Source organism: Streptomyces exfoliatus (assembly GCF_000725545.1).
In the GTDB taxonomy this organism is placed as follows: Bacteria; Actinomycetota; Actinomycetes; order Streptomycetales; family Streptomycetaceae; genus Streptomyces; species Streptomyces exfoliatus.
Genome location: NZ_JNZP01000008.1, coordinates 181,238 through 203,459, shown reverse-complemented (window position 1 = coordinate 203,459; position 22,222 = coordinate 181,238). Strand labels below are relative to the sequence as shown.

14 protein-coding genes are annotated in these 22,222 nt (G+C 74.9%); 13 read left to right on the top strand and 1 reads right to left on the bottom strand.

Translation table 11 applies throughout. The annotated features are described in order from the left end of the window. The first annotated feature begins 138 nt into the window (after positions 1-138). The 13 genes from IO20_RS0111880 (at position 139) to argF (ending at position 21,479) form a co-directional block, all read left to right on the top strand. On the top strand, positions 139-864 hold the full coding sequence (locus IO20_RS0111880) for a Crp/Fnr family transcriptional regulator (RefSeq protein ID WP_030549366.1): 726 nt from the start codon (positions 139-141) through the stop codon (positions 862-864). Positions 865-956: 92 nt separating this feature from the next. Continuing rightward, positions 957-1,868 (top strand): nucleotidyl cyclase domain-containing protein, encoded by a 912-nt coding sequence (locus IO20_RS0111875; RefSeq protein ID WP_063761390.1) that lies wholly within the window; start codon positions 957-959, stop codon positions 1,866-1,868. Beyond that, positions 1,865-4,249, top strand: a complete 2,385-nt coding sequence (locus IO20_RS0111870; protein WP_030549369.1) for a hypothetical protein — start codon at positions 1,865-1,867, stop codon at positions 4,247-4,249. Before IO20_RS0111875 ends, IO20_RS0111870 begins: the two co-directional genes overlap by 4 nt. Then, entirely contained in the window at positions 4,246-5,745 is a 1,500-nt protein-coding gene (locus tag IO20_RS0111865) for a hypothetical protein (protein WP_030549370.1), read from the top strand. Before IO20_RS0111870 ends, IO20_RS0111865 begins: the two co-directional genes overlap by 4 nt. Next, a complete protein-coding gene (locus IO20_RS36425; RefSeq protein WP_030549371.1) occupies positions 5,742-6,299 on the top strand; it encodes a Pycsar system effector family protein in 558 nt (185 codons plus the stop codon). The genes IO20_RS0111865 and IO20_RS36425 overlap by 4 nt, the downstream gene beginning before the upstream one ends. A gap of 8 nt (positions 6,300-6,307) precedes the next feature. Further along, positions 6,308-8,683 (top strand): vWA domain-containing protein, encoded by a 2,376-nt coding sequence (locus tag IO20_RS41975; protein WP_063761391.1) that lies wholly within the window; start codon positions 6,308-6,310, stop codon positions 8,681-8,683. A gap of 23 nt (positions 8,684-8,706) precedes the next feature. Next, positions 8,707-11,289 carry a tubulin-like doman-containing protein gene (locus IO20_RS39610; protein ID WP_063761392.1) on the top strand — a complete coding sequence of 861 codons (2,583 nt, stop codon included), beginning with the start codon at positions 8,707-8,709 and terminating at the stop codon, positions 11,287-11,289. A gap of 63 nt (positions 11,290-11,352) precedes the next feature. Then, positions 11,353-12,249 carry a hypothetical protein gene (locus IO20_RS41305; RefSeq protein WP_051874413.1) on the top strand — a complete coding sequence of 299 codons (897 nt, stop codon included), beginning with the start codon at positions 11,353-11,355 and terminating at the stop codon, positions 12,247-12,249. Beyond that, positions 12,246-14,867 carry a hypothetical protein gene (locus IO20_RS0111845; protein ID WP_030549374.1) on the top strand — a complete coding sequence of 874 codons (2,622 nt, stop codon included), beginning with the start codon at positions 12,246-12,248 and terminating at the stop codon, positions 14,865-14,867. Before IO20_RS41305 ends, IO20_RS0111845 begins: the two co-directional genes overlap by 4 nt. Then, positions 14,864-17,113, top strand: coding sequence for a protein kinase family protein (locus IO20_RS0111840; protein WP_245684928.1), 2,250 nt, complete (start codon positions 14,864-14,866; stop codon positions 17,111-17,113). The genes IO20_RS0111845 and IO20_RS0111840 overlap by 4 nt, the downstream gene beginning before the upstream one ends. Then, positions 17,110-19,020: a hypothetical protein gene (locus IO20_RS0111835; RefSeq protein ID WP_030549378.1), complete on the top strand. Its 1,911-nt coding sequence runs from the start codon at positions 17,110-17,112 to the stop codon at positions 19,018-19,020. The genes IO20_RS0111840 and IO20_RS0111835 overlap by 4 nt, the downstream gene beginning before the upstream one ends. 64 nt (positions 19,021-19,084) lie before the next feature. After that, on the top strand, positions 19,085-20,317 hold the full coding sequence (locus IO20_RS0111830) for an arginine deiminase (protein ID WP_030549379.1): 1,233 nt from the start codon (positions 19,085-19,087) through the stop codon (positions 20,315-20,317). 142 nt (positions 20,318-20,459) lie between these two features. Continuing rightward, the gene (argF, locus tag IO20_RS0111825; RefSeq protein ID WP_030549380.1) at positions 20,460-21,479 is read left to right on the top strand and encodes an ornithine carbamoyltransferase; all 1,020 of its coding nucleotides are present in this window, start codon (positions 20,460-20,462) and stop codon (positions 21,477-21,479) included. On the opposite strand, the gene IO20_RS0111820 is transcribed toward argF, so the two are convergent. Next, complete coding sequence (locus tag IO20_RS0111820; RefSeq protein ID WP_030549381.1) at positions 21,467-21,952, bottom strand: ATP-binding protein; 486 nt, start codon at positions 21,950-21,952, stop codon at positions 21,467-21,469. The genes argF and IO20_RS0111820 overlap by 13 nt on opposite strands. Positions 21,953-22,222 lie beyond the last annotated feature (270 nt).

The following is a 22,222-nucleotide window of genomic DNA, read 5'->3' as shown; positions in this document are numbered from 1 at the left end:
ACCCCGCGACGTGACAGAGCGTCAACTGCGGGACCCAGTGAGCCACATGAGGTGAGAACAGGCACGCGAACGCGCCGGTCGGGCACCGGTGGGCGGTCTTCCCGGAGGGCCCGAGGACGGTACGGGGGTGAGCGGTCGGTGAGTCTCTTCGGCCAGGACCGCTCCTTCCTCCATGCCCTCCCGGCGGCCGACCGGCGGTCCCTGCTCGCCGAGGGCGCCCGGCGCGTCTACGAACCCGGGGAGGTGATGATCCGCGAACGCGACACCAGCGCCTTCGTCCTCGCGCTGCTCTCCGGATGGGCCGTCGTCTCCGTCGGCACCGAGCGCGGTTCGCGGCTCATCCTCGCCCTCCGGGGCGCCGGCGAGGTCGTCGGCGACCTCGCCGCCGTCGACCGGCGCCCGCGCAGCGCCAGCGTCACCGCCCTCGGCACGGTCGAGGCGGTGGCCGTCTCCGGTGACCGGTTCCGGCGCTTCCTCGCCGCCCGCCCGCACGCCACCTCGCTGGTCATGCGCCAGCTCGCCACCCGGCTGCGCAGCGCCGACGTCGAACGCCGCGCACTCGCCTCCGAGACCGTCCTCCAGCGCCTCGCGGCCCGCCTCGTCGAACTGGCCGAGCGCGCCGGACGGCAGGGGGACGCCGGGACCGTGCTCGAACTGCCGCTGCCCCAGCACGACCTGGCGGCAGCCGTCGGAGCCACCCGGGAGGCGGTCGCGAAGGCGCTGCGCCTGCTCCGGGAACAGGACGTGGTCCGCACCGCGCACCGCACGGTCGTCGTCCTCGACATGCGGGTCCTGGTGCTGCTCGCGGAGGGGCGCGCACGCCCCGGCGGAAACCCGGCGGATGAATCTCCGCCGGATGTGTAAACGGCTACATCGCCGGTCGCGGAACGCGGCCAGTCTGGACACGCACCACCACGGCACCAACGGCACCGGGGCATCACACAGGGAGTCCGAGAGTGAGCAGTGCGGGAGTGAACGGGGAAGCGGGCGGCGGGGTAGCGGGAGGCATCCACCGGTTCGTCGTCTTCGGCGACATCTGTGGCTCCGGGACCCTGGACATGGCCGAGAAGGGACTCCAGCGCGCGGCGCTGTACGCCGCGTTCGACGACGCGTACAGCTCCGTCGGCGTCGAGCCCGGCACCTTCCACCAGGAGGACCGGGGGGACGGCATCCTCGCCGCGCTGCGCCCCGACGTGCCGCCGAGCCTCATGGTCGGACGGTGGATCGACACCCTGTACGAGAGCCTGCGCGCCCACAACAAGGGCAGGGCCCGGCCGCTGAGGCTGCGGATCGGCATGAACGCAGGGCTCGTGGCCCAGGACCAGCACGGGCTCGTCGGGCGGGCGGTGGACCTCGCCGCCCGGCTCTGCGACAGCCCCATGGCCAAGCGGATCATGAACGAGACGCCCGGGGTCGACCTGCTGGTCGTGGTCTCCGACTGGCTGTACGCGAACGTGGTCGTCGAGGGCGGGCCGTACGTCGAGCCGGACCACTACCGCCGGGCCCGCATCCGGTCCAAGGAGACCGACGAGGCCGCCTGGTTCCACGTACCGCGCAGGCCCGCGCCGCCGCTCGTCGGCCCCGAGGGGGAGTGTGCGCCGCGGGGGGAGCGCGCACCGGAGGGGGAACCGGTGCCGGAGGGGGAGAGGGGGCCGGTGGCCGCGGGGGAGCGGGTGCCGGCGACGGGGGCTCGGACCGGCGTTGGGCCGTCGCGGGGGGACGGCCCAACGCCCCGGACCGGTGGAGGGAACCGTACGTACCAGGTCGGCGGGGACCTGCTCGACATCCACGGCAACACCATCCACGGAGGCTTCACCGGGATCCGCAAGGGTCCGGGACCGGACGCCGGGGCGGGTGAGCCGGCGTGAGCGACGAGGACGAGTCGGCCCCGCAGAACGACACGCCGGACGCCGGGCATGACCACGGCGGCCGCGCCGACGCACCGGGCGGAGGCCAGGAACGGGGCGACGAACCGGGGGGCGGCGGGCGCCAGGACCGGGACGGTGACCGGCCGGGCGGCGCCGAGCGGACCGACGGCACCACCGAACAGCCGCGCGAACCCAACGTCTTCGCGACCGGCGATCTCGGGTCCCCCGGCGGCGACACCGGCGGCGCCGCCACCGCCCGCCGGGCCGTCCGCACCTGGGCCGGCGCCGACCGCCTCACCACCATCCACGGCGACGGCACCGTCTTCGAGGGCAACCAGATCTTCGCCCTGGGCGGCTCCGACCGCGCCCCGCACTTCGTCCAGGGCCCCGTCCCGCCCGAGACGCTCGACCACCTCGGCCGGGTGTACTGCGCGACCGCCGGGTACGGTCGGATGCGCGACCGGCTCCGCGACCACCGGGTCCTCGTCCTGTGCGGCGAACCCGGCAGCGGACGCAAGGCCACCGCGCTCGCCCTGCTCGCCGAACTGACCGACGGGAAGGTCTTCCGCCTCGACCCGCGCCACGGCGTCGACGAGCTCACCGAGGAGGTCCTCCAGGAGAACGGCGGCCACCTCCTGGAACTGCCCGCCGAGGACGTGGGCGCCGAGGACGAGCCGCACTCCTCGCGCTCCGGGCGCGGCGAGCACACCGCCGCCCCACGCCGCACCGCCACGCGCCTCTCCGAACTCCACCTGGACCGCTTCGGCGACCTCCTGCGCGGCCGGGACGCCTACGGCGTCGTCCTCGTCGAGAACGGGGAGCTCGCCGACCGGCTGCTGCGCGGGCGGTACGGGATGTACTGCGCGCCGCCGCCCGCCGACGAGGTCCTCCAGCGCCACCTCTGGCACCGGCTGCGCGCCGAGTCCGACGAGGCACTCGGCGCCGCGCGGGCGCGGGCGGCACAGCGGGACGTCGTCGACGCCCTCGGCCTGGAGGAGCTGCGGCCGCGCGAGGCCGCACGGCTCGCCGACCACCTCGCCCGGCACTGGCGGGGCGAGGTGACCGACGAGCGACTCCTCGCCGAATGCGCCTCCTTCGTACGCTCCCAGGCCCGCGAGTGGTTCGCGGGCGCCGACCGTCCCGGCGCGCTCCCCGAGGCCCTTCCGGCCCTGAACGCCGGAGCGTTCCGTATCGCCGTCGCCGTCTTCAACGGCTCCGCCTACAGCCTCGCCGCCGAGGCCGCCGAACTCCTCGCCTGGGAACTCGCCGTCACCCTCGACCCCGAACACGCTCCGGGACGCCGCCTGTTCGGGACGCACGCCGAGCACCGGCCGGTGCAGGCCCGCGCCGTCCTGGAGGACGGCGAGCTGGACCTCGGCCCGGCCAAGGTCCCGGTCCGTGCCGTCCGCTTCCAGGGCGAGGCGCTCGCCGGCGCCGTCCTCGGCGAGATCTGGCACGGCTACCACAACGTCCGCGGCCCGGTGGCCCGCTGGCTCCGCTCGCTCTGCGACGACCCGCGCCCGGAGGTGTGGGTGCGGGCCTCCATCGCGGCCGGCGTGCTCTGCTCCTGGGACTGGATCCACGGCTACCGCGAGCTGGTGGTCCCGCTCGCCGTCACCGACGAGCCGGTCGCCCGCATGGCCGCCGCCACCGCGCTCGCCGAGTCCGCGCGCGACCCCCGCGTCCGGCCCGCCGTCGCCGCCGTCCTCAAGGACTGGGCGGGCTCCGGCGACGACACGCTCGTCCGGACCGCCCTGCTCACCCACGGCTACGTCCTCGCCGCCGGAGGCGTCCCCGGTTCGCTCGACGCCCTCGCCCGGGTCGTCAGGACCCGCGAGGCCACCGACGTCGAGGCACTCCTGCCCGCCTCCTTCAGCGTGGCGCGGCTGCTCGCCTCCGGCGAACCCGAGCCCGTACTCCGGCGGCTCGGGCAGTGGCTGGAGGACGGCCGGCCCACCCTGGCCAACCTGGTCCACCTCGCCGTCATCCGCGCCCTGAGTACCAGGACCACCCACCTCTGGGGGCTGCGGGAGGTGCCCGAGCTCGACCGGCACGCGGCCCGCCCCCTGCTCGTCGCCCTGCTCGCGACCCGGCCCGATCTCGCACCGGACCTCGCGTCGCTGCTGCGGCGCACGCTGACCACGGCCCGCTCCGGGGAAGCGGCCCTCGAAGCGCTCGGCGGTCTGCTCCGGAAGGCCGCGAAGGACCCGGAGTCCCTCGGGCACGTCTGCGCCTTCCTGCCGTGCCTCGCGGTGGACCGCCGTGACCGCGACCGGCTCAGGGGCCTGCTGAACGAACTGGTCCGGGACCGCGACCGGCCCCTGGACAGAAGCGCGGCGCTCCGGATGTGGAACGCCGTGACGGAAGGAGCGAACCGATGACCGGACCCGAGCAGAACAGGAACGCACAGCCGGACGCGCGGGCCCGTCAGGACGACCGGGACGACCGGGGCCGCCAGGACGACCGGGACCGGGACCGCGCGCGGGGCCAGGAGCAGGCGCGCGTACGGGATCAGGAGCAGGAGCGCGTACGGGGACGGCAGCGGGAGGAGGAGGACGGCGCACCGGTCGGCGGGCGGCCGCGCGGACCGCTGATCGGCGAGTACGCGCCCCCGTACCGCCGCCGGAGCGGCCGGGTCGCCGCCGTCCTCCTCTACCGCAACGGCGGTCACCGCGTGGTCTGGCCGGACCGCACGGAGGACGTGAACAAGCCCCTGCTCGGCTCCCCGTACACCGTCTTCGAGGTACGACTCGGCCGTCACGTGCCCGAGTTCAGGCTGCAGCTGCCGGCCGCGGGGGACGGCGTCTTCTTCGAGGCCGTCGCCAAGATCCAGTGGGCGGTGACCGACCCGCACCTCGTCGTCCGCGAACAGGTCGAGGATGTCGCCGAGTTGCTCCACGACGAACTCCTCGACGGACTGCGCAGGATCTCCCGGAGGTTCCGCATCACCGACGCGCAGCGCGCCGACGAGGCCGTACGGGACGAGCTGAGCACCGGACGCCTCAGCTTCGGCCGCGACGTCGGGCTCCGCACCCGGGTCCTCGTCTTCATCGACCTCGACCACTCCGTCAAGGCCGAGGTCTCACGCCGTGACCTGTACGGCGTCACCATGGAGGCCGACCAGCGCGTCGCCGAGGCGGAACGCCGCCGGCAGGCCGCCGAACGGGCCCTGGTCGCCGACCGTGCCCGCGAACTGGAGACCCTGCTCAGGCGCGGAGACCTCGCGCAGATCGCCCACCACATGGCGATGCACCCCGACAAGCAGTGGGAGATCCGCACCCAGCTGCAGCGGGAGCGGCGTGAGGGCCAGGAGGACTACCTGGCCGTCTTCAACCGGCTCCTGGACACCGGGGTCCTGGAACGGCACGACATCGGCGAGCAGATGTACCAGGTCCTCATGTACCTGCGGACCCAGACCGGCGGCGTCATCGACGGCATCACCGACCGGGTGCTCAACCCCTCGGGCGGGACCCCGCCGCGCCGCCTCGCCCTGGAGGAGGGGCGTCCTGAGCCGAGCAGCCCCGACTGGGACGAGGAGCACGAGGACGTCCCGCGCGACCCCTGGGTCCACGAGCCGACCCGGGTCGAGTCCGGCTCCGAGCGGGAACGGCAGCGGGAGAGGGAGCGGCAGCGGGATCGGCAGGGGGAGCGGCAGCGGGAGGAAGCACCGTACGGGAGGAGCGGCGCGGACGAGCCGCACCAGCGGTACGAGCGGTACGAGGGCGACGACCGGTACAGCAGCCGCGACGACCGGTACCACCGCGAGGACCCTTACGACCGCGAGGATCCGTACGCCCGTGAACGGCCCGACGGGCCCCGCCGGTCCGCCCGCCCCTCCCGGCACAGCTCCGACTTCAACGACTGGGACGACGAATGACCGCCGTCCCGGGCCCGGCGCCGGAGCGGACACCCGGCGCCGCCCCCGTACCCACGCCCCGGCCCGCGCCCCGCCCCGCCCCCGTGCCGCCCGAAGAGCTCAGGTTCATGGCCGAGCGGCTGCTCGCCACCGTCCGTGAGGACATCGGCCGCGCCGACACCAAGGCCGCGATCCTGCTCTCCGGCGCCCTCGCCTTTCTCGCGGTCGTGTTCTCCGGGGACGGCACGCTGCTGTCCGCCCCGGGCGCCGGGCGGGTGTTCCTGCTGGTGGCGGGCGTGCTGTGGACGGCGGGTGTCCTCATGCTCGTCTCCGTGGTGCTGCCCCGCACCCGCGTCGGGGCCGACCGCACGATGCTGCGCGACCTCGCGGCAGGTCCCTCCGCGCCCGCGCTGCGCGGCCGGCTCTCCGCGTCCGGCGCGGACGCCACCGACTGGCTCCTCGAACAGGCCGGCGTGCACGGCCTCGTGCTCGCGGCGAAGTACCGGTGGCTGCGCCTGGGCGTGTGCTCGCTCGCGCTCGGCGCCCTCCTGGCCCTCCTCAGCGAACTGTGGTGAGAGAGAACATGCAGTGGAACGACAAGGGGAGCGCCCTGCTCCTCGCCGGGGTGCTCCTCGCGCTCTCCCCCTTCGCGGCGACCACGGCGTCGGGCGCGCCCCGTACCCCCGCCGCCATGGCCGGGCGGGCCGCCCCCGCCGAAGGCCCGGAAGGCCCCGACCCCATCGACTTCGCCGTCGTCGTGGACCAGTCGGCGAGCCTCGCCGACAAGGACCTCGCGCGCGAGACCGAGGCGGCGGCCCTCCTCAGCCAGGGCGAGATATCGGAGCGTTCCCGGGCCACCGTCATCGGCTTCGGCAGTTCGGAGAAGCCCGGCCAGTCGCCGGTACGCGAGGTCTGCCCGCTCACCGTCGCCGACGCGGCGGGCCGTGAGCGGCTCAGCGACTGCGTGCAGGACCTCGGCCGCCGCGACCCCGCCCGTACGGGTCCCGGCACCGACTTCCCCGCGGCGATCCGGCAGGCCGTCACCCGGCTCACCGGGCCCGGCACGGGCAAGGCCGGCGAGGCCGCCGCCCCCAAGGTCGTCTTCCTGCTGACCGACGGCAAGCTGGACGTCGCCGACAGCCCCGAGTACGGCACCGACCCGGACAGCCGCCAGTCCAACGGTGAGCGGCGGCTCACCGAGGAACTCGCCCGCGCCCGGGCCGCCGGCGTACAGATCTGGCCCCTCGGCTTCGGCAGCGAGATCGACCGCGCCGCCCTCACCGCCATGGCCCGCGGCGGCTACCTGGGCGGCTGCTCCGAGATCCCCGGCTCCGTCCCGCGCATGCGGGTCGTCGACACCTCCGCCGAGATCGACAAGGCCCTCCAGGAGACCTTCGCCGCCGCCCGCTGTGCCCGCATCTCGCACGGCACCGTCGGCAAGCCGCCCGCCGACCTGACCGTCGTCATCCCGCCCATCGCCACCGACGGCTCCCTCACGGTCGCCAAGCACGACCCGAAGGTGCGCGTCACGTACTTCGACCCGGCGGGCCGCGAGGTCCCCGTGCGGGGGGAGTTCGACGGCTCCGCCTTCGAGGTGAGCGGGCAGAACGGCCCGGTGGAGGCGCTGCGCGTGAAGAACCCGCTGCCGGGCCGCTGGCGGGTGCACATCGAGGCGCCGGAGGGCCACCGCGACCGCGAGGTCGCCGTCCGGGCGATCTGGCAGGGCCGCCTCCGCTCCACCGTCGTCCTCGACCCGGCGTCCCCGCGCGCCGGGGAGCAGGTCAAGGTCGAGGTGCGGATGCAGACCCGGCGCGGAGTCGTCGTCACCGACCCCCGCCAGCTGGCCGGTCTCTCGGTCGCGGCCGACCTGAGCGGCGAGGGCTTCCGGCCCGTCAGCTTCCGGCTCGCCGACGACGGGAAGGCCCCCGACGCCAAGGCGGGCGACGTACGGTTCACCGGCACCCTGACCGTCCCCGCGGGAGCGACCGGCGACCTGGAGCTGGTCACCCGGATGGAGGCGCCCGGGATCACCTCCGACCGGCGCCCGCTGCACGCCCGTACCGCCGCCGAAGCGCCGCTCGTGACCGCCGCCCTCACCGTCGACGCGGCCACCGTCCACCCCGGGGGCACCGTCCACGGCACCCTCGACGTCACCAACAACGACTCCGCGCCGCGCACCCTGCGGCTCGCCCTCGGCGACCAGAAGCCGGGCGCGGAACTGGGCGTCACCCCGGCGACGGTCACGGCCCCGCCGAACCGCAGCACCCGCGTCCCCTTCACCGTCACCCTCGGCGGCGGCACCGCCCTCGGCGAACTCGGCGGCCGGGTCACCGTCGTGGACACCGGCGACGGCGACCGCGTCCTGCGCGGTGCCTTCCTCGACGTCACCGTGGTGGCGCCGCCGACCTGGTGGGAGCGCTGGTGGAAGGTGGTGGCGGGCGGGGCCGCGTTCCTCCTCGTCGTCGGCGCCTTCGTCGGCATCCGGCTCGCGGCCCGGCGCCGCCGCCGCGACCTCGTCGGCGTCACCCTCGAACTGTGCCAGGACGACAGGACGCTCGACTCGCTGACCGTCCGGCGGGGCCAGAGCCCCGGCGGCGCCTTCGCCTTCGCCGTCGACGAACCGTACGGGGCGCCGCCCACGCTCCGCCGGATCCCCGGCGGCTCCTCCACCGCCCATGTGCTGCGCCGCACCGGCGCGGGCGAACTGTTCCTCCGGCCCCGGGGCGGTGGGCAGGTCCCCGTCAGGCCCGGTGAGCCGACCGGGCTCGGCGACCACGAACTCGTCGTACGGGGCGGCCGTACGGCCCCGCGCCGCGCCTACCCGACCCCGTGGTCCCGCCGGCCCGGGAGGACCACCGCGGCCGACACGGGCCGGGATTCCCCCACTCCCTCCGGTCCCCTCACCGGCACGGGTCCGGACGCCCCCGTCGGCGCCGGCGACTACGACGGCAACTTCTGAACCGGGTCACCGAGGAGAACGACATGAAGATCTACCAGCCCATGCTCTTCGTCGGACTCGGCGGCACCGGCGGACGCATCGGCAGCGAACTCGAACGCGGCCTGCGCCGGGAGCTCTGCGGCCCCGACGGCACCGACCTCGTCGACGGCGGCCGGCGGTTGCCCTTCCAGCTGCCCGACTGCCTCCAGTTCGTCTACGCCGACTTCAGCGAGGGCGAACTGCTCGGCCAGCCGCAGTTCCGGGCCAAGGGAGCCGAGGGCGCCGCCTTCGCCCGTACCTCCCGGATGGTCCGCGACCTGCTGCCCACCGACTTCGACTCCTCGCCCGAGGTGACCCGCATGCTGCGCGTCTCCGTCCCCGAGGAGACCCGGCTCTGGCTGCCGCCACAGGCCCGCCAGCCGCGCGTCGCCCCCCTCAACAACGGGGCGGGACAGCTGCCGACCGTCGGCCGCGCCGCGCTCTTCGCGACCCTGCGCTCCGGACTCGAACCCGTCCTGCGCCAGCTCCGCGAGGCCATCAGCGCCATCGGACAGTCCGCCGGAGACCTCCGGCGGGTCGGCGGCAACCGGATCCGGGGCTGCGACGTGTTCGTCGCCTTCTCCGTCGCCGGCGGCACCGGCGCCGGCATCTTCTACGACTTCATCCACCTCATCGGGCACGAGTTCCGCAACGCCCGGGTGCCCGGCGTGAAGATCTACCCGCTCGTCGTCATGCCGTCCGCCTTCCCGCCCGAGGCGGGCGGCGGACGCGAGGCCGAACTCAACTCGGCCCGCGCCCTGGTGGACCTCTCGCGGCTCGTCGACGACCAGAACGTGCCCGAGGCCTTCGACCAGGTCGGCGACGTCGAGGACCGAGGCCGGCTCAGCGTCACGTACCCCGGCGACGGCGTCGTCGCCCTGCGCCCCGCCACCATGCAGACCGCGTTCCTCTTCTCCAAGCCGTCCGTCATCGGCAGCGAGGACCTGCGCCGCTCCATCGCCGCCATGGTCATGTCGCTGATCGGCACCGACCTCGGCAAGGACAGCGGCTCGGCCACGCACGCCGAGGAGGACTACCAGTCCTTCGCGGCCAGCTTCATCAACAAGAGCGTGGAACGCTCCACCCCGGCCCGCAGCGGCATCGGCTACCGGGGCATGTCCACCAGCCTCGCCGCCTCCCTCACCGTCCCCGTCGACGACCTCGCCGAGATCGTCGCCGCCCGGCTCCTGGCCCAGGCGGTACGCGCCATGGCGGAGCGCGCCCGCCGACCCGACCGGGAAGGACAGGGCCAGGTCCGCGAGCTGTTCACCCGCTCCGGCATCGGCCGGCTCTGGAGCCGGGAGGCCCCGGACGTCCCCGCACCCGAGCAACTCCCGCGCGGCAAGGGGAAGATCACCCAGGAGCTGCGGAACAGGCTCGGCGACATGGAGGAGGCCCTGCGCCGCCTCGACAGCAGCCTCGCCCGCGAGATCCCGCGCCTCACCGAGGACTTCAGGCCCAGCGCCGGGGTCCGCGAACTCCTCGGCCGGCTCGACCCGTTCCAGGTCGAAGTCGTCCTCGCGGGCCTCCCCGGCCACCCCGACCGGGTAGCGAAGGAGGGCTTCACCGGCATGCTCGACAACCGGCGCAACGAACCCGAACGGCCGCCGAACGTCCAGCCCGCCGCCCCCGCCATCCCCTCGGTCAGGGGCAGCGTCGGCGGTGTCGTACCCGCCCGCTGGAGCGATCCCGACGTGCAGGACGCCCTCGCCGCCCAGGAGGCCTGGTACCAGTGGCGGGCCCGGACCCTGTGGCACCGCGGCTGGCAGGCCGGCGAGGCCCAGTGGCGGCCGTCCCTGAACCGCGTCACCGTCGAGGTCGCCGAACTCGCCAAGGCCCTGCGCGCCCACGAGCACGACGAGGCGAAGTCCTTCGCCGACCGCCGCCGCGACCTCTACCGCGACGACCGGGCGGGCATCGCCTATCTGCTGCCCCCGCAGAACACCCTGCGCGCCTTCTACGACGACGTCGTCGACCGGCTCGCCCAGAGCCTGGGACTGCCGGAGAACGCCGACGCCGCGGCCCTCCTCGGCCGGCTCGTCGGACCCGACGACTGGCGGCGGGCCCTCGACGCGGTCCGCCGCTCGTCCGGCGCGGCGGTGAAGGAGATCAAGCAGGTCGTGGAGCGGCGGGTCAAGCGCCTCTTCGGCGAGGCCAACGAGGACGTCTTCGCCCGCCCCCTGCTGCCGTCCATGGAGCTGCTGCTCCGCGCCGCCTCGGGCGACGAGACCGCGGAGGCGAAGGTCGACCCGCGCTGGCTCGACCAGTTCAGGGCCCGGCTCGCCGGCCCCATCCCGGTGGGCTTCGTCCCCGACGGCAGCGGCCCGCTCAAGATCCTCATCGTGCACCCGGCGAGCGAGTCCGACGGCCGCGCCCGCGACTACCTGGAGCAGGAGCTCAACCTGCCCTCCCGGGTGACCCCGGAGAGCCGCGCGGGCGACACCGACTCCATCACCGTGGTCTTCTTCCGCAGCGGCATGAACCTCACCGACATCTCCGAGGTCCGCAGCGTCCTCGGTCTCTGGTCCGAGGCCCGCGACGCGGCCGGCGAGAACGACTTCCTGCACTGGCGCCAGCGGCTCGGCTAGGACGACTGGCTGGTCTCCACCGAACACGACCGGCAGCGCATCCTGCACCGGCTGCTCTGCGCCATGTGGAACGGACACGTCGACGCCCAGGGCCCGGCCGGCTCGCCCCACGTCGTCCGCATCCGCCTCCAGGACGGCGAGTCCGCGACCATGTCGCTCCGCCTCGAAGGCTTCGACGGCTCGCTGTCGAGCTGGGCGGGGCTGCTGCGCGCGTACGAGCGCTGGGCGCTGCTCGACGAGGGACAGATCATCGAGCAGTTCTGCGAGCGCCTCATGCAGGCCCTGCCCAAGGGCCTCGCGCAGGTGCCGGCGGCGCCGTCCCCGCTCTTCACCCACTTCGTGGAGCAGGTCGCCCCGCGCCAGCTCGCCCTGATCGACGAACTCGCCGCGGAGTACGGCGACCCCGATGACCGGGGGCGCGGGGGGTACGGCGACCACGACGCCGAATGGCTGGCCCCCCTGCGCCACTTCTGGGAGGTCACCTACCCCGGCGCCCTCGAGATGCGCTTCCCCGAGGCGGCCCGCGCGACGCGACCCAACCTGCGGACCCTGTACGAACGGCACGGGCCGCGCGGCGGGCGGCCGCAGGCGCGGGGCCAGGGCCGGCGTCAGGGCCAGGGTCAGGGCCTGAGGCCGGTGCCGGAGCAGGCCGGACAGCGGAGCCCCCGCTCCGGATACGGGGACGGGGACGGATACGGGTACGGAGACAGGTACGTGTACGAGAACGGGCCCGGCCCCCGTACCACGTACGAGAACGGAACGGGCCCCGGCGCCGGTGACCGGCCCGACCCCAGGACCGCCTACGGCCACCCTGCCCCCGCGCCCGCCCCTGCCGCCGAGGCGCGGCCGCCGCGGTCGTCCGTCTACGAGGGCGACTGGGAGCTGGAGCCGGAACCGGAACCGGACTGGGGTCCCGACTTCGGGCCGGACCACGGTGCTCCGCGCGGGGAGGCGGAGTGAGCCCGCGCGTCCTGCCCGAACGGCCGCTGCCCGGCCATGCCGTCTGCCTCGACCTGCGGACGGCGGGCGCGTACGACCACGACTCCGGCGGCGGCTCCGGCCACGAGGCCGCCGTGCGCACCGCCCTGGACGCCCCGCAGACCGGCGGCGAGCGACGCTTCCTCGTCCTCGACGACGCCGACCGGCTCGTCTCCCACCAACTGCTCTACGAACGCCTCTCGTCCTACGGTCCCGCCCACATCGTCTGTCTCGCCGTCGGCTCCCGGAGCGACCGGAACCTGAGCCGCACCCTCACCCTCCGTCCGCCCGCCGCCGGGATCCTGTGGCTGTTCGACACGGCGGAGGACGGCCTACCGGGCGAGGCCGTCCTGCGCCCGCTCGTCGACGTCCTGTCCACGCCCGAGGTCTTCGACGCCGTCCTGCGCGCACTGGGCGAGGTGGTGCACGGCGTCGCCGTGCCCGCCGTGCGCGTCCTGGAGCACGACCTCACCGACGAGGCGCGGGCGCGTGCCTGGCGACAGGCGGTGGAGGGGCTGACCGGCCCGGACGTCCCGGCCGGCGCCGCCTCCGCCGAACAGGTGCCGGCCGCACTCGCGCTGCTCCTCGACGAGGGCGTTCCGCGATCCCTCTCCGATCACCGCTGGCTCCCGCCGCAGGGCCGGGCGGGTTCCCGCCTCGCCGCCTGCGACGAGGCCGTCGGCCTCGCCGTCGACGGCTACCACCGGATCCGGGGCGCGGCGGGACTCCTCGGCGATGCCGGCCGCACCGTCGACCTGCCGGGCGACATCGAACGGGTGGCGGAGGAGCTGGAGCGGTTCCGGACGGCCGTCGCGGACGCGTTCGGCGCGGCGGGCGGCAGCCGGCTCACCGCCGAACACCGGGGCGTGCTGCGCGACCGGGGCATCGAACTGCCCGAGATGCCACGGGAGATGTCGCGGGCGGGGATCGTCCCCGCCCTGCGCGACCACACCCACGACCTGATCGGCAAGGGGCTGCCGCTGCGCTCCGTGGCGGCCCGGCTCGCCGCGCTCTCGGCCCGTACCGCACCCGTCGGCAGCGCCGCCCGGCTCGCCCGGCTCGACGCGCTCTGCGGGCCGGAGCGGCTGCGAAGGCTCGGTGCTCGCCATCCCTTCACCGCCGGCGGTTCGCGCCCCGCGGCCCTCGCCGTGACGGGGGTCCTGGCGCTGATCGCCGGAGTCTGGCCGGTCCTCGGCTGGGTCCTCGGCCCGGCCGTCGGCGTCCTCGCCGCCGGACTCGCCCATCTGATGCTGCGGCGCAGGCCGAACCGCTCGCCCGACGGGCGGATCGACGGCGGCGGCGCCACGGGTGCGGCGCCCCGGCTCTTCGGCGGTCTGGTCGGCGGCCTCGCGGGGGCGGGCCTCGGGCTGTACCTCGGACCGCCGCTCTGGGCGGCGGCCGTGGCGCTCACCGTCTCGGTGGCGGCCGTCGTCCTCCTCGCGCTGCGCGACTGGACGCGGGCCGTGGACGACTGGTGGGCGCGGGCGGACCCGGAGGAGGCCTGGCGGATCCTGCGGGAGACGCAGGCCCTGGTGGTCACGACGGCCGTGCACGACTGGCTCTTCGCCGAGGTGCGGCACCACTGCTCGGCCGGGGCGGGGGCGATCGCCCGGCTGCTCCGGGGTCTCGCGGAGACGGCCGACGGGGACGGGCAGCCGGATCCGTCCGGGACGTCCCGTCCGTACGGGCGGACGGACCCGGAATTCGCGGAGACGGAGGACGTGCCGCCACCGGCCCCGGACGGCGGTACGGCGGCCTGGAGCTGGGACGACTGGTCGGCGGACGGGGGTGAGGAGGACGTCTGGTCCGACATGGACGAGGAACCCGATCCGGTGCGCGCCCCGGCACCGCCCCCGCCCCCGGCCGCGTCCCCGTACCCGTCGGCTGCCTCCGCTCGTGACCCTCGCGGCGCCTCCGACCGTGACCCTCGCCGTACCACCGTTCCCTCCGCTCCCTCGGGGGAGCCCTCCTCCCTGCCCGCGCCCGCGTGGCTGGAGCGGCGGTACGGGGACGGCGGCCCCCTGCTCGTCGACACCCTCGTCGCCGACCTCGTCGCGGGCACCCTGCTGATCCTCGACCGGTGCTGGGCCGGCATCGAGCGCGATCCCGGAGCCGCCGTGTCCGCCGTCCACGAGCAGCGGATGGCGGAACTCCTGGACGAGACCCGGGTCCGCCTCGAACGCGACGTCGCCGCCTCGCCGCCACCCCGCTACGACGGTCTGCGCGACCCGGACGCGCTGTCCGGCCTCGCCACGGCGCTCACCGACCGTTCCGACCGGCCCGACGCCGCCCGGCTCACCGGGGTCGCCCCGGACGCGGTGGCCCGGCTGCTGCTCGCCGAGGACGACCCCGGCCGCACGGTGGCGCTCTGCGGCCCCGAGCACCAGCGGCTGCTCTCCCACGACCCGCTCGCCGCCCGGCAGGTCCGCTTCGTGCCCGAGGCGATGCGGCGCGGGACCGCGGGGGAGGACGTCTGGCGGGGTACCTCCGAGGACGTCGTGTGGACCGGTGCGGGGCGCCACGCCGGAATCCTCCGCCTCGTACCCCTGCGCACGGACGTCGTGCACACCGTCCGCGCTGAGGAGGCAGGAGAACGGTGACCGACCAGAACCGCCCGCACGACCCGGACGGCCCGCCCGACGCACACCGCCCGCCCGACCCGCAGCAGCCCATCGGCCCGGACCACCCCGACCACATCGGCGAGCCGAGCCCGCCGCCCCACCCGTACTACCAGGAGCTGGAGTTCCTGAACCACCAGGAGGCACAGGTCCGCTTCGCCGTCCGCTACGGGGAGGACCGCAGGCCGCCAGGGCGTCCGGGCATCCTCGTCCGCCGGGCCCTCCTGGGCACGGGGGCGGTACCGGTCCACCAGTACCGCCTCACGTCGTCCCCGCAGCGCGACCCCGACGCGTACGGGCTCCTGGAACGCGAGGTGGCCGCCGCCGTGGCCCTCGAACGACGCTACGGCGGCGCCAAGTTCGGTGCCGTACTGCCGCGGGTCGTCGGCTTCGACCTGACGGCGGCCGAGCCCTTCGTGCTGTACCGGCCGCCGGGCGGGCGTCCGCTCTCCGACTGGGCGGGCCGCCTCGCCGCCGAGGACCAGGAGCGGATCACCGGCCAACTCGCCATGGCCGTACGCCTCCTGGGCGACGTGGACCTCGTCCACCGGGCGATCACCCCCGACACCGTACGGTGGGACGGCGCACGGGTGCGGCTCTGCGAACCGTACGCGGCACTGCGCGCCGGGGAGACCCGCGAGCCCTTCGGCGCCGCCCCCTGGGCCTCGCCCGAACAGCGCGCGGGCCACGGCGCCGCCGACCCGCGCGACGACCTGTGGTCCGTCGCCGAGATCGCCTACTTCCTGCTCTCAGGCCGCCCCGACCGCGGCGAGGGCCCCCCTGCGGACCTCGCCGACTACCGGCGCCTCGCCGCCCTCGAACACAGCGGTCTCTTCGCCAGGGAGGCGGAGCGGCGCCCGCACCCGACCGAGCTGCTGCGGCTCCTCCACGTACCCGATCCGCTCGCCACCGGCGCGGGCGCGGCGGACCCGCTCGACCGCTGGCGCGCCGAGTACGACACCCAGATCGCACGCAAGCGCGCGCTGTCCGGGGAAGCCCGGCCCGGTGCGGGACCGGCGGGGGACGCCCAGGACGCCCCCGTCCAGGGCCCGCGGTCCCCGCGCACCTCCGTGTTCCGCCGGGTCTTCGGCGGCGACGAAACGGCCCGCCCCGCCGCGCCCGCGCCCGAACCCGTCCCCGCGCCGCCGGCCCGGAGCCGGATGTGCCCGCACTGCCTGCTCCCCGTCGAGTACGACGAACGGCTGCTGGTCACCATCGACGCCAAGGGCAACCGCATCCCGCTCGACCTCAGCGGCGAACGCCGCCCCGGTCACCTGTCGGACGCCCTGCGCAAGGCGTACCACCTCTGTCCGCACACCCGGGACGGCGACGAGGGACACGAACTGCCCGTGCCCTACCTCACGAACGGGGAGCCGCTCTCCATCGCCCTCGTCGGCAGCTCCTCCGTCGGCAAGACCCACCTCCTCGCCGCCATGCTCGGCGAGGTCGAACTCGGAGGTCTCGAACCGTACGGGCTGAAATGCCGGCCGCTCAACCCGGAGGCGCACCGCACCTACCTGCGCGAACGCGTCCAGAGCCTCCAGCAGGGGCGGCAGTTGGGGCGCACGGGTCAGCAGACCTTCGCGCGGTTCGCCGACGGGCTGCTCGTCTCCGCGGGCGGCGCGACACCCCGGCCCGTCGTCTTCTTCGACCTCGCCGGCGAGGACCTGGCCCAGGACAGCGAGGTCGGCCGCTTCCTCATGGGCGTCGACGCGTTCATCTTCGTCCTCGACCCGCTGCGCGCGCTCCGGATGCCCTCCCTCGACCCGGTGCGGGAACAGAGCGGGCTGCGCCGGCGCGACCTCGGCGACGAGGCCTTCGCCACCGTCCTGAACCGCATCCCACGGCAGCGCGGCGGGCTCGTCGCCGCCCCGGCCGCGCTCGCCGTCAACAAGAGCGACCTGGTGCGCTTCGAACCGGTCGTCGACCGCTGGCTCGGCCGCGCCCTGCCCGGCCCCCACGACCCCGCCGTCCCGCGGGCCGAGAGCCGGGACGCGTACGCCTTCCTCGCCCAGCACGCCAGCCCCGCCTGGCTCAAGCCCTTCGACGACTGCGCCGACTGCACCCTGCACTTCGTCGCCGCGACCGGCGGACAGGCCCGCGGCGACCGGTTTCCGCACGGGGCCCGGCCGCGCCGGGTCCTCGCGCCGCTCCTTTCGCTCTTCGCCCTGTGCGGGCTGCTGCCCGGGGCGCGACCCGCGGGCCCTACCGAGGGGATCGTCCGATGACACGGTCGGAGAACGAGGTCGACCAGATCGTCTTCCGCTGGGACAGCGAGAACCTCACCGGCAGCACCGGATTCGGCCCGGTGGCCTGGTCGGGCCCCCGGGAGGAGGCGGAGAACCTCTTCAGGACCTCGGGACCCGTGCTCCGCGCGAGCGGCGAGGAGACCCGGCCGGCCCTGATCCGGCTCCAGCGGCGCGCGGACGTGATGCTGATCCGGCGCACCCCGTTCGCGGACGCCGACGGCGGGACCTCCGTGCTCTGCCACGCCCTCGTCGGCTCTCCCGCGCTCCTCGAACCGGCGGTCTGCCTCGGGTTGCACGCCTGGAACTGGGAGGGGGCCGAGCTGAACGCCGCCGAGGCGCGCGGCCGGCTGCCGGTCGTCCCCGAGGACGTCCTCGTCCCGGCGACCGGCCGGGGGCAGGGGGAACTCGACCGGATCCTGGCGTACGCGGACGAGGAACTCACCGGTGCGGTCGCGGAGTTGCTGCGCCACCCGGACGAGCGCTTCACCGTCCTCGACGAACGGGGCGACACTGCCTGCCAGGTTCTCTGGGGGCTGCACAGCATGTTCGGCACGCTCACCGACCGCCGGTGGACCTTCGCCACCCACGACACCGTCGAACTCCCCGCGCTCCGCTTCGTGTTCGTCGGCCGCTGGTCCGGCGCCGCGAGCCGCAACACCGAACGCCGCCGGGTCGATCCACGGGAGCGGATCGGCGACGCGGCTGAGGAGATCGCGGCCCGGCTCGTCCGCCACCACCTCCAGGGGGTCGCGGAGGGCGAGGGCGGCGAGTACGCGGTCGGCAGCGCCCTCCACGCGGCCTCCTCCGCCCGACGCGGCCCCCTCCTGGAGACGGCCACGCGCGCGCTCGCCGCCCTCGACGGCCGGGCGGGCAGCCCGACCACCCCGACCGCCCCGACCGCTCCGCACGTCCCCGCGCAGGCGGCCGGCCTCACCGGCCGGAACCCGTGGGCCCCGGCCCCCGGCTTCCCCGGCCCGACGGAACGCCCGGACCTGTGGTTCCGCCCGGATCCGCGGCCGGCGCCGCCCGGGAGCGGGCCGACGGCCGTGGCGGGCGCCGTACCGCAGAGCGAGCCGAAGCCGGAGCCCGAGTCGCAGGTCGATCCGGCGCCGGAACCGATGCCGGTTCCGACCCCCGAACCGACTCCCGAACCGGTTCCGGAACCGACACCCGCGCCGCGTAGCCACGAGGGCCGAGCCCTCAGGACCGGACCGCCGGAGCCGTCGCACCGCCCCGGGGCCGACCCGTACCCCCGCCCCGTGCTGCCCCAGGTCGCGCCCGAGTGGACCGGCCCGAGCGCGGCCCCCGGGCGTTCCTGGCCCAGGGTGCGCGGGCGGGAGAAGGACGTCGAGACCGGGCTCGTGCACAAGCTGTCGGCCGCCCGCACCGTGGAGGAGGCCCGGGGGCTCGTCGAGCGGGCCGGCAGCCGCGAACTGCTCGCCGCGCTGGGCCGCCCGCAGGCCTACGTCGTCCTCACCCTCCTCCTCGGGGAGGTCGCCCGCCGCCTGCCGTCCTGGGAGCATCCGCTGCGCCGGGAGCTCTGCGCGGAGGTCCTCGGCCAGGACCTCTGGGCCGTCGCGCCGCCGGGCGCCGAGGCCGACCCGTCCGACCCGCCGGAGGAGCAGCGCGCGGCCAACGCCGCCGAGCTGCACCTCTGGGCGGTCCGCCCGGTCCTCGCCGGCGGCGACGGCCCGGTCGGCACGGTCGCCGCGCTGCTCTCCCGGCTCCGTACGAGCCCGGCGCCGTCCGCCCGCGAAGCCTTCTGGCTGATCGTCGACGGCGAGCGCCCCGGCCTGCCGGAGGTGGTCTGGGTGACCCTCCTGAAGGAGGCGTACGGCGTGCCCCGCACGGCTCCCCGCCCCGGCGGGGGAGCGTCGTACCGGTAGCCCTGCCGTCCGCGCCTGGCCCGAAACGCGGGACTCGGCCGCCCGGCTCCGTCAGGATGGGCGCATGGGATTCCATGTCGACTCCGAAACCGGGCGGCTGCGCCGCGTCATCCTGCACCGGCCCGATCTGGAGCTGAAGCGGCTCACCCCCAGTAACAAGGACGCCCTCCTCTTCGACGACGTGCTCTGGGTGCGCCGGGCCCGGCAGGAGCACGACGGGTTCGCGGACGTGCTGCGGGACAGGGGGGTGGAGGTGCATCTTTTCGGCGACCTGCTGAGCGAGGCCCTGGAGGTGCCGGCCGCCCGCGCGCTCGTGCTCGACCGGGTCTTCGACGAGAAGGAGTACGGGCCGCTGGCCACCGACCACCTCCGCGCGGCGTTCGACTCGCTGGACGCGGTCGCGCTGCGGGAGGCGCTGGTGGGCGGGATGACGAAGCGGGAGTTCCTGGTGGCGCACCGGGAGCCGACCTCGGTCCGGTTCCACGCCCTGGACCTGGACGACTTCCTCCTCGGTCCGCTGCCGAACCACCTCTTCACCCGGGACACCTCGGCCTGGATCTACGACGGCGTCTCGATCAACGCGATGCGCTGGCCGGCCCGGCAGCGCGAGACCGTGCACTTCGAGGCGATCTACAAGCACCATCCGCTGTTCACCGGTGCCGGGGCGGGGCCGTTCCACCACTGGTCGGAGGGGCAGGCCGACTATCCGTCGACGATCGAGGGCGGGGACGTCCTCGTCATCGGCAACGGCGCCGTGCTCATCGGGATGAGCGAGCGGACGACCCCGCAGGCGGTGGAGATGCTGGCGCGGGGCATGTTCGCGGCCGGTTCGGCGCGCACGATCGTCGCGCTCGACATGCCGAAACGGCGGGCGTTCATGCACCTGGACACGGTGATGACGATGGTGGACCAGGACACGTTCACCCAGTACGGGGGGCTCGGGATGCTCCGCTCGTACACGATCGAACCGGGGGACGCGGGCCAGCCGCTGCGGGTGACCGACCACCCGCCGGAGCGGATGCACAGCGCCATCGCGGCGGCGCTCGGGCTGCAGGAGATCCGGGTCCTGACGGCGACGCAGGACGTGCACGCGGCCGAGCGCGAGCAGTGGGACGACGGGTGCAACGTGCTCGCCGTGGAGCCGGGTGTGGTCGTCGCGTACGAGCGGAACGCCACCACGAACACGCATCTGCGGAAGCAGGGCATCGAGGTGATCGAGATCCCGGGCAGCGAGCTGGGCCGGGGGCGGGGCGGGCCGCGCTGTATGAGCTGCCCGGTGGAGCGTGACGCGGTCTGACGGGGCTCCGAGGGGACGGGGCTGTATATAAATGTTGAACCGCGTATACACTTCCAGCGTCCCTGACCGGTGTTCCCTGACCGGCGTCCCCTGTCGGTGTTCCCTGCCGACGTCCCCGACCGTACCCATAGGAGCGCGTCCCATGGCCACAGACCTCATCGGCCGCCACTTCCTCAAGGAGCTGGACTTCACCGCCGAGGAGTTCCGCGGCCTGGTTGCGCTCTCCGCCGAGCTCAAGGCCGCGAAGAAGGCGGGCACCGAGGTCCAGCGGCTGCGCGGCAGGAACATCGCCCTGATCTTCGAGAAGACGTCGACCCGCACCCGCTGCGCCTTCGAGGTCGCCGCCGCCGACCAGGGCGCCTCCACCACCTACCTGGACCCCTCCGGTTCCCAGATGGGTCACAAGGAGTCGGTCAAGGACACCGCCCGTGTGCTCGGCCGGATGTTCGACGGCATCGAGTACCGGGGCGACAGCCAGGCCGCCGTCGAGGAGCTCGCCGCCTTCGCCGGCGTCCCCGTCTTCAACGGGCTCACCGACGACTGGCACCCCACCCAGATGCTCGCCGACGTGCTCACCATGACCGAGCACACGGACAAGCCGCTGGACGCGGTCACCTTCGCCTACCTCGGCGACGCCCGCTTCAACATGGGCAACTCCTACCTGGTCACCGGCGCCCTGCTCGGCATGGACGTGCGGATCGTCGCCCCCGAGGCGTACTGGCCGGAAGAGGGCGTCGTCGCCGCGGCCCGCGAGCTCGCGGCGGCCAGTGGCGCGACCGTCACCCTCACCGAGGACGTCGCGGAGGGGGTCGCGGGCGCCGACTTCGTGGCCACCGACGTCTGGGTCTCCATGGGTGAGCCCAAGGAGGTCTGGGACGAGCGGATCGCCGCCCTCGCCCCGTACTCCGTGACCATGGACGTGCTCCGCGCCACCGGCAACGCGGACGTCAGGTTCCTGCACTGCCTGCCGGCCTTCCACGACCTGGGCACGGCCGTCGGGCGGGACATCCACGCCCGGCACGGCCTGACCGAGCTGGAGGTCTCCGACGAGGTCTTCGAGTCGGCCCACTCGGTCGTCTTCGACGAGGCCGAGAACCGGATGCACACCATCAAGGCGGTCCTGGTCGCGACGCTCGCGGGACCCGCTCCTCAGGGCGTCTGAGGGCACCGCCGGCGCTGAGCCGGTACGGCCGGAAGGGTGAACCAGACCGCCTTGCCCCGAGTGGTGGGGCGGTGTCCGCAGTCGCTGCTCAGCGCGCGGATGAGAAGCAGTCCTCGGCCGTGCTCCTGCCACGGGTCGACCTCCGTGCCCGGATCCGGGCAGACGAGCTGACCGGGCAGGGCGGGCTGGGAGTCGTGGACCTCGATCTGGCAGCCGCCGGGCCCCGCGAGCAGCTCGACGACGAGTTCGATGGGGCCGAGGCCGGCGGTGTGTTCGACGGCGTTCGCGACGAGCTCCGCGGTGAGCAGCTCCGCCGTGTCGGTGTCGGGGCGGTCGGCCGCAGTGGGGTCGAGTTCGCTGAGCGTGGTACGGATCAGGGCGCGGGCGATCGGTACGGCGGCGGCGGTGTGAGGCAGCCGGACGCGCCAGGAGGAGGGCGGCCCGGTCGCGGCGGGGCCGGTCGCTCGGGGCATGGGGGCAGGCTCCCTTCGCCGGGTGGGCGGGCGGGACGGTCGGGTGGCGCGGCGCTCCACGAGCACGCGTGCGCCTCGCGGGGGCGGGGCACCGAGACGTCCTGGTTTCAACCTTACGAGGTGGAATTTCTCTTTCCAGGGGCACCCCTCCCTTTCGCCGGGGACTTCCGTCACCAGTCGCCAGGCCCTGGGAACCCTCCTGTATCGCGTACTCGTGACGACAGTCACAGTACGGTGATACCCTCCGAGCGGAGGAAGGAGGCCCTTCCG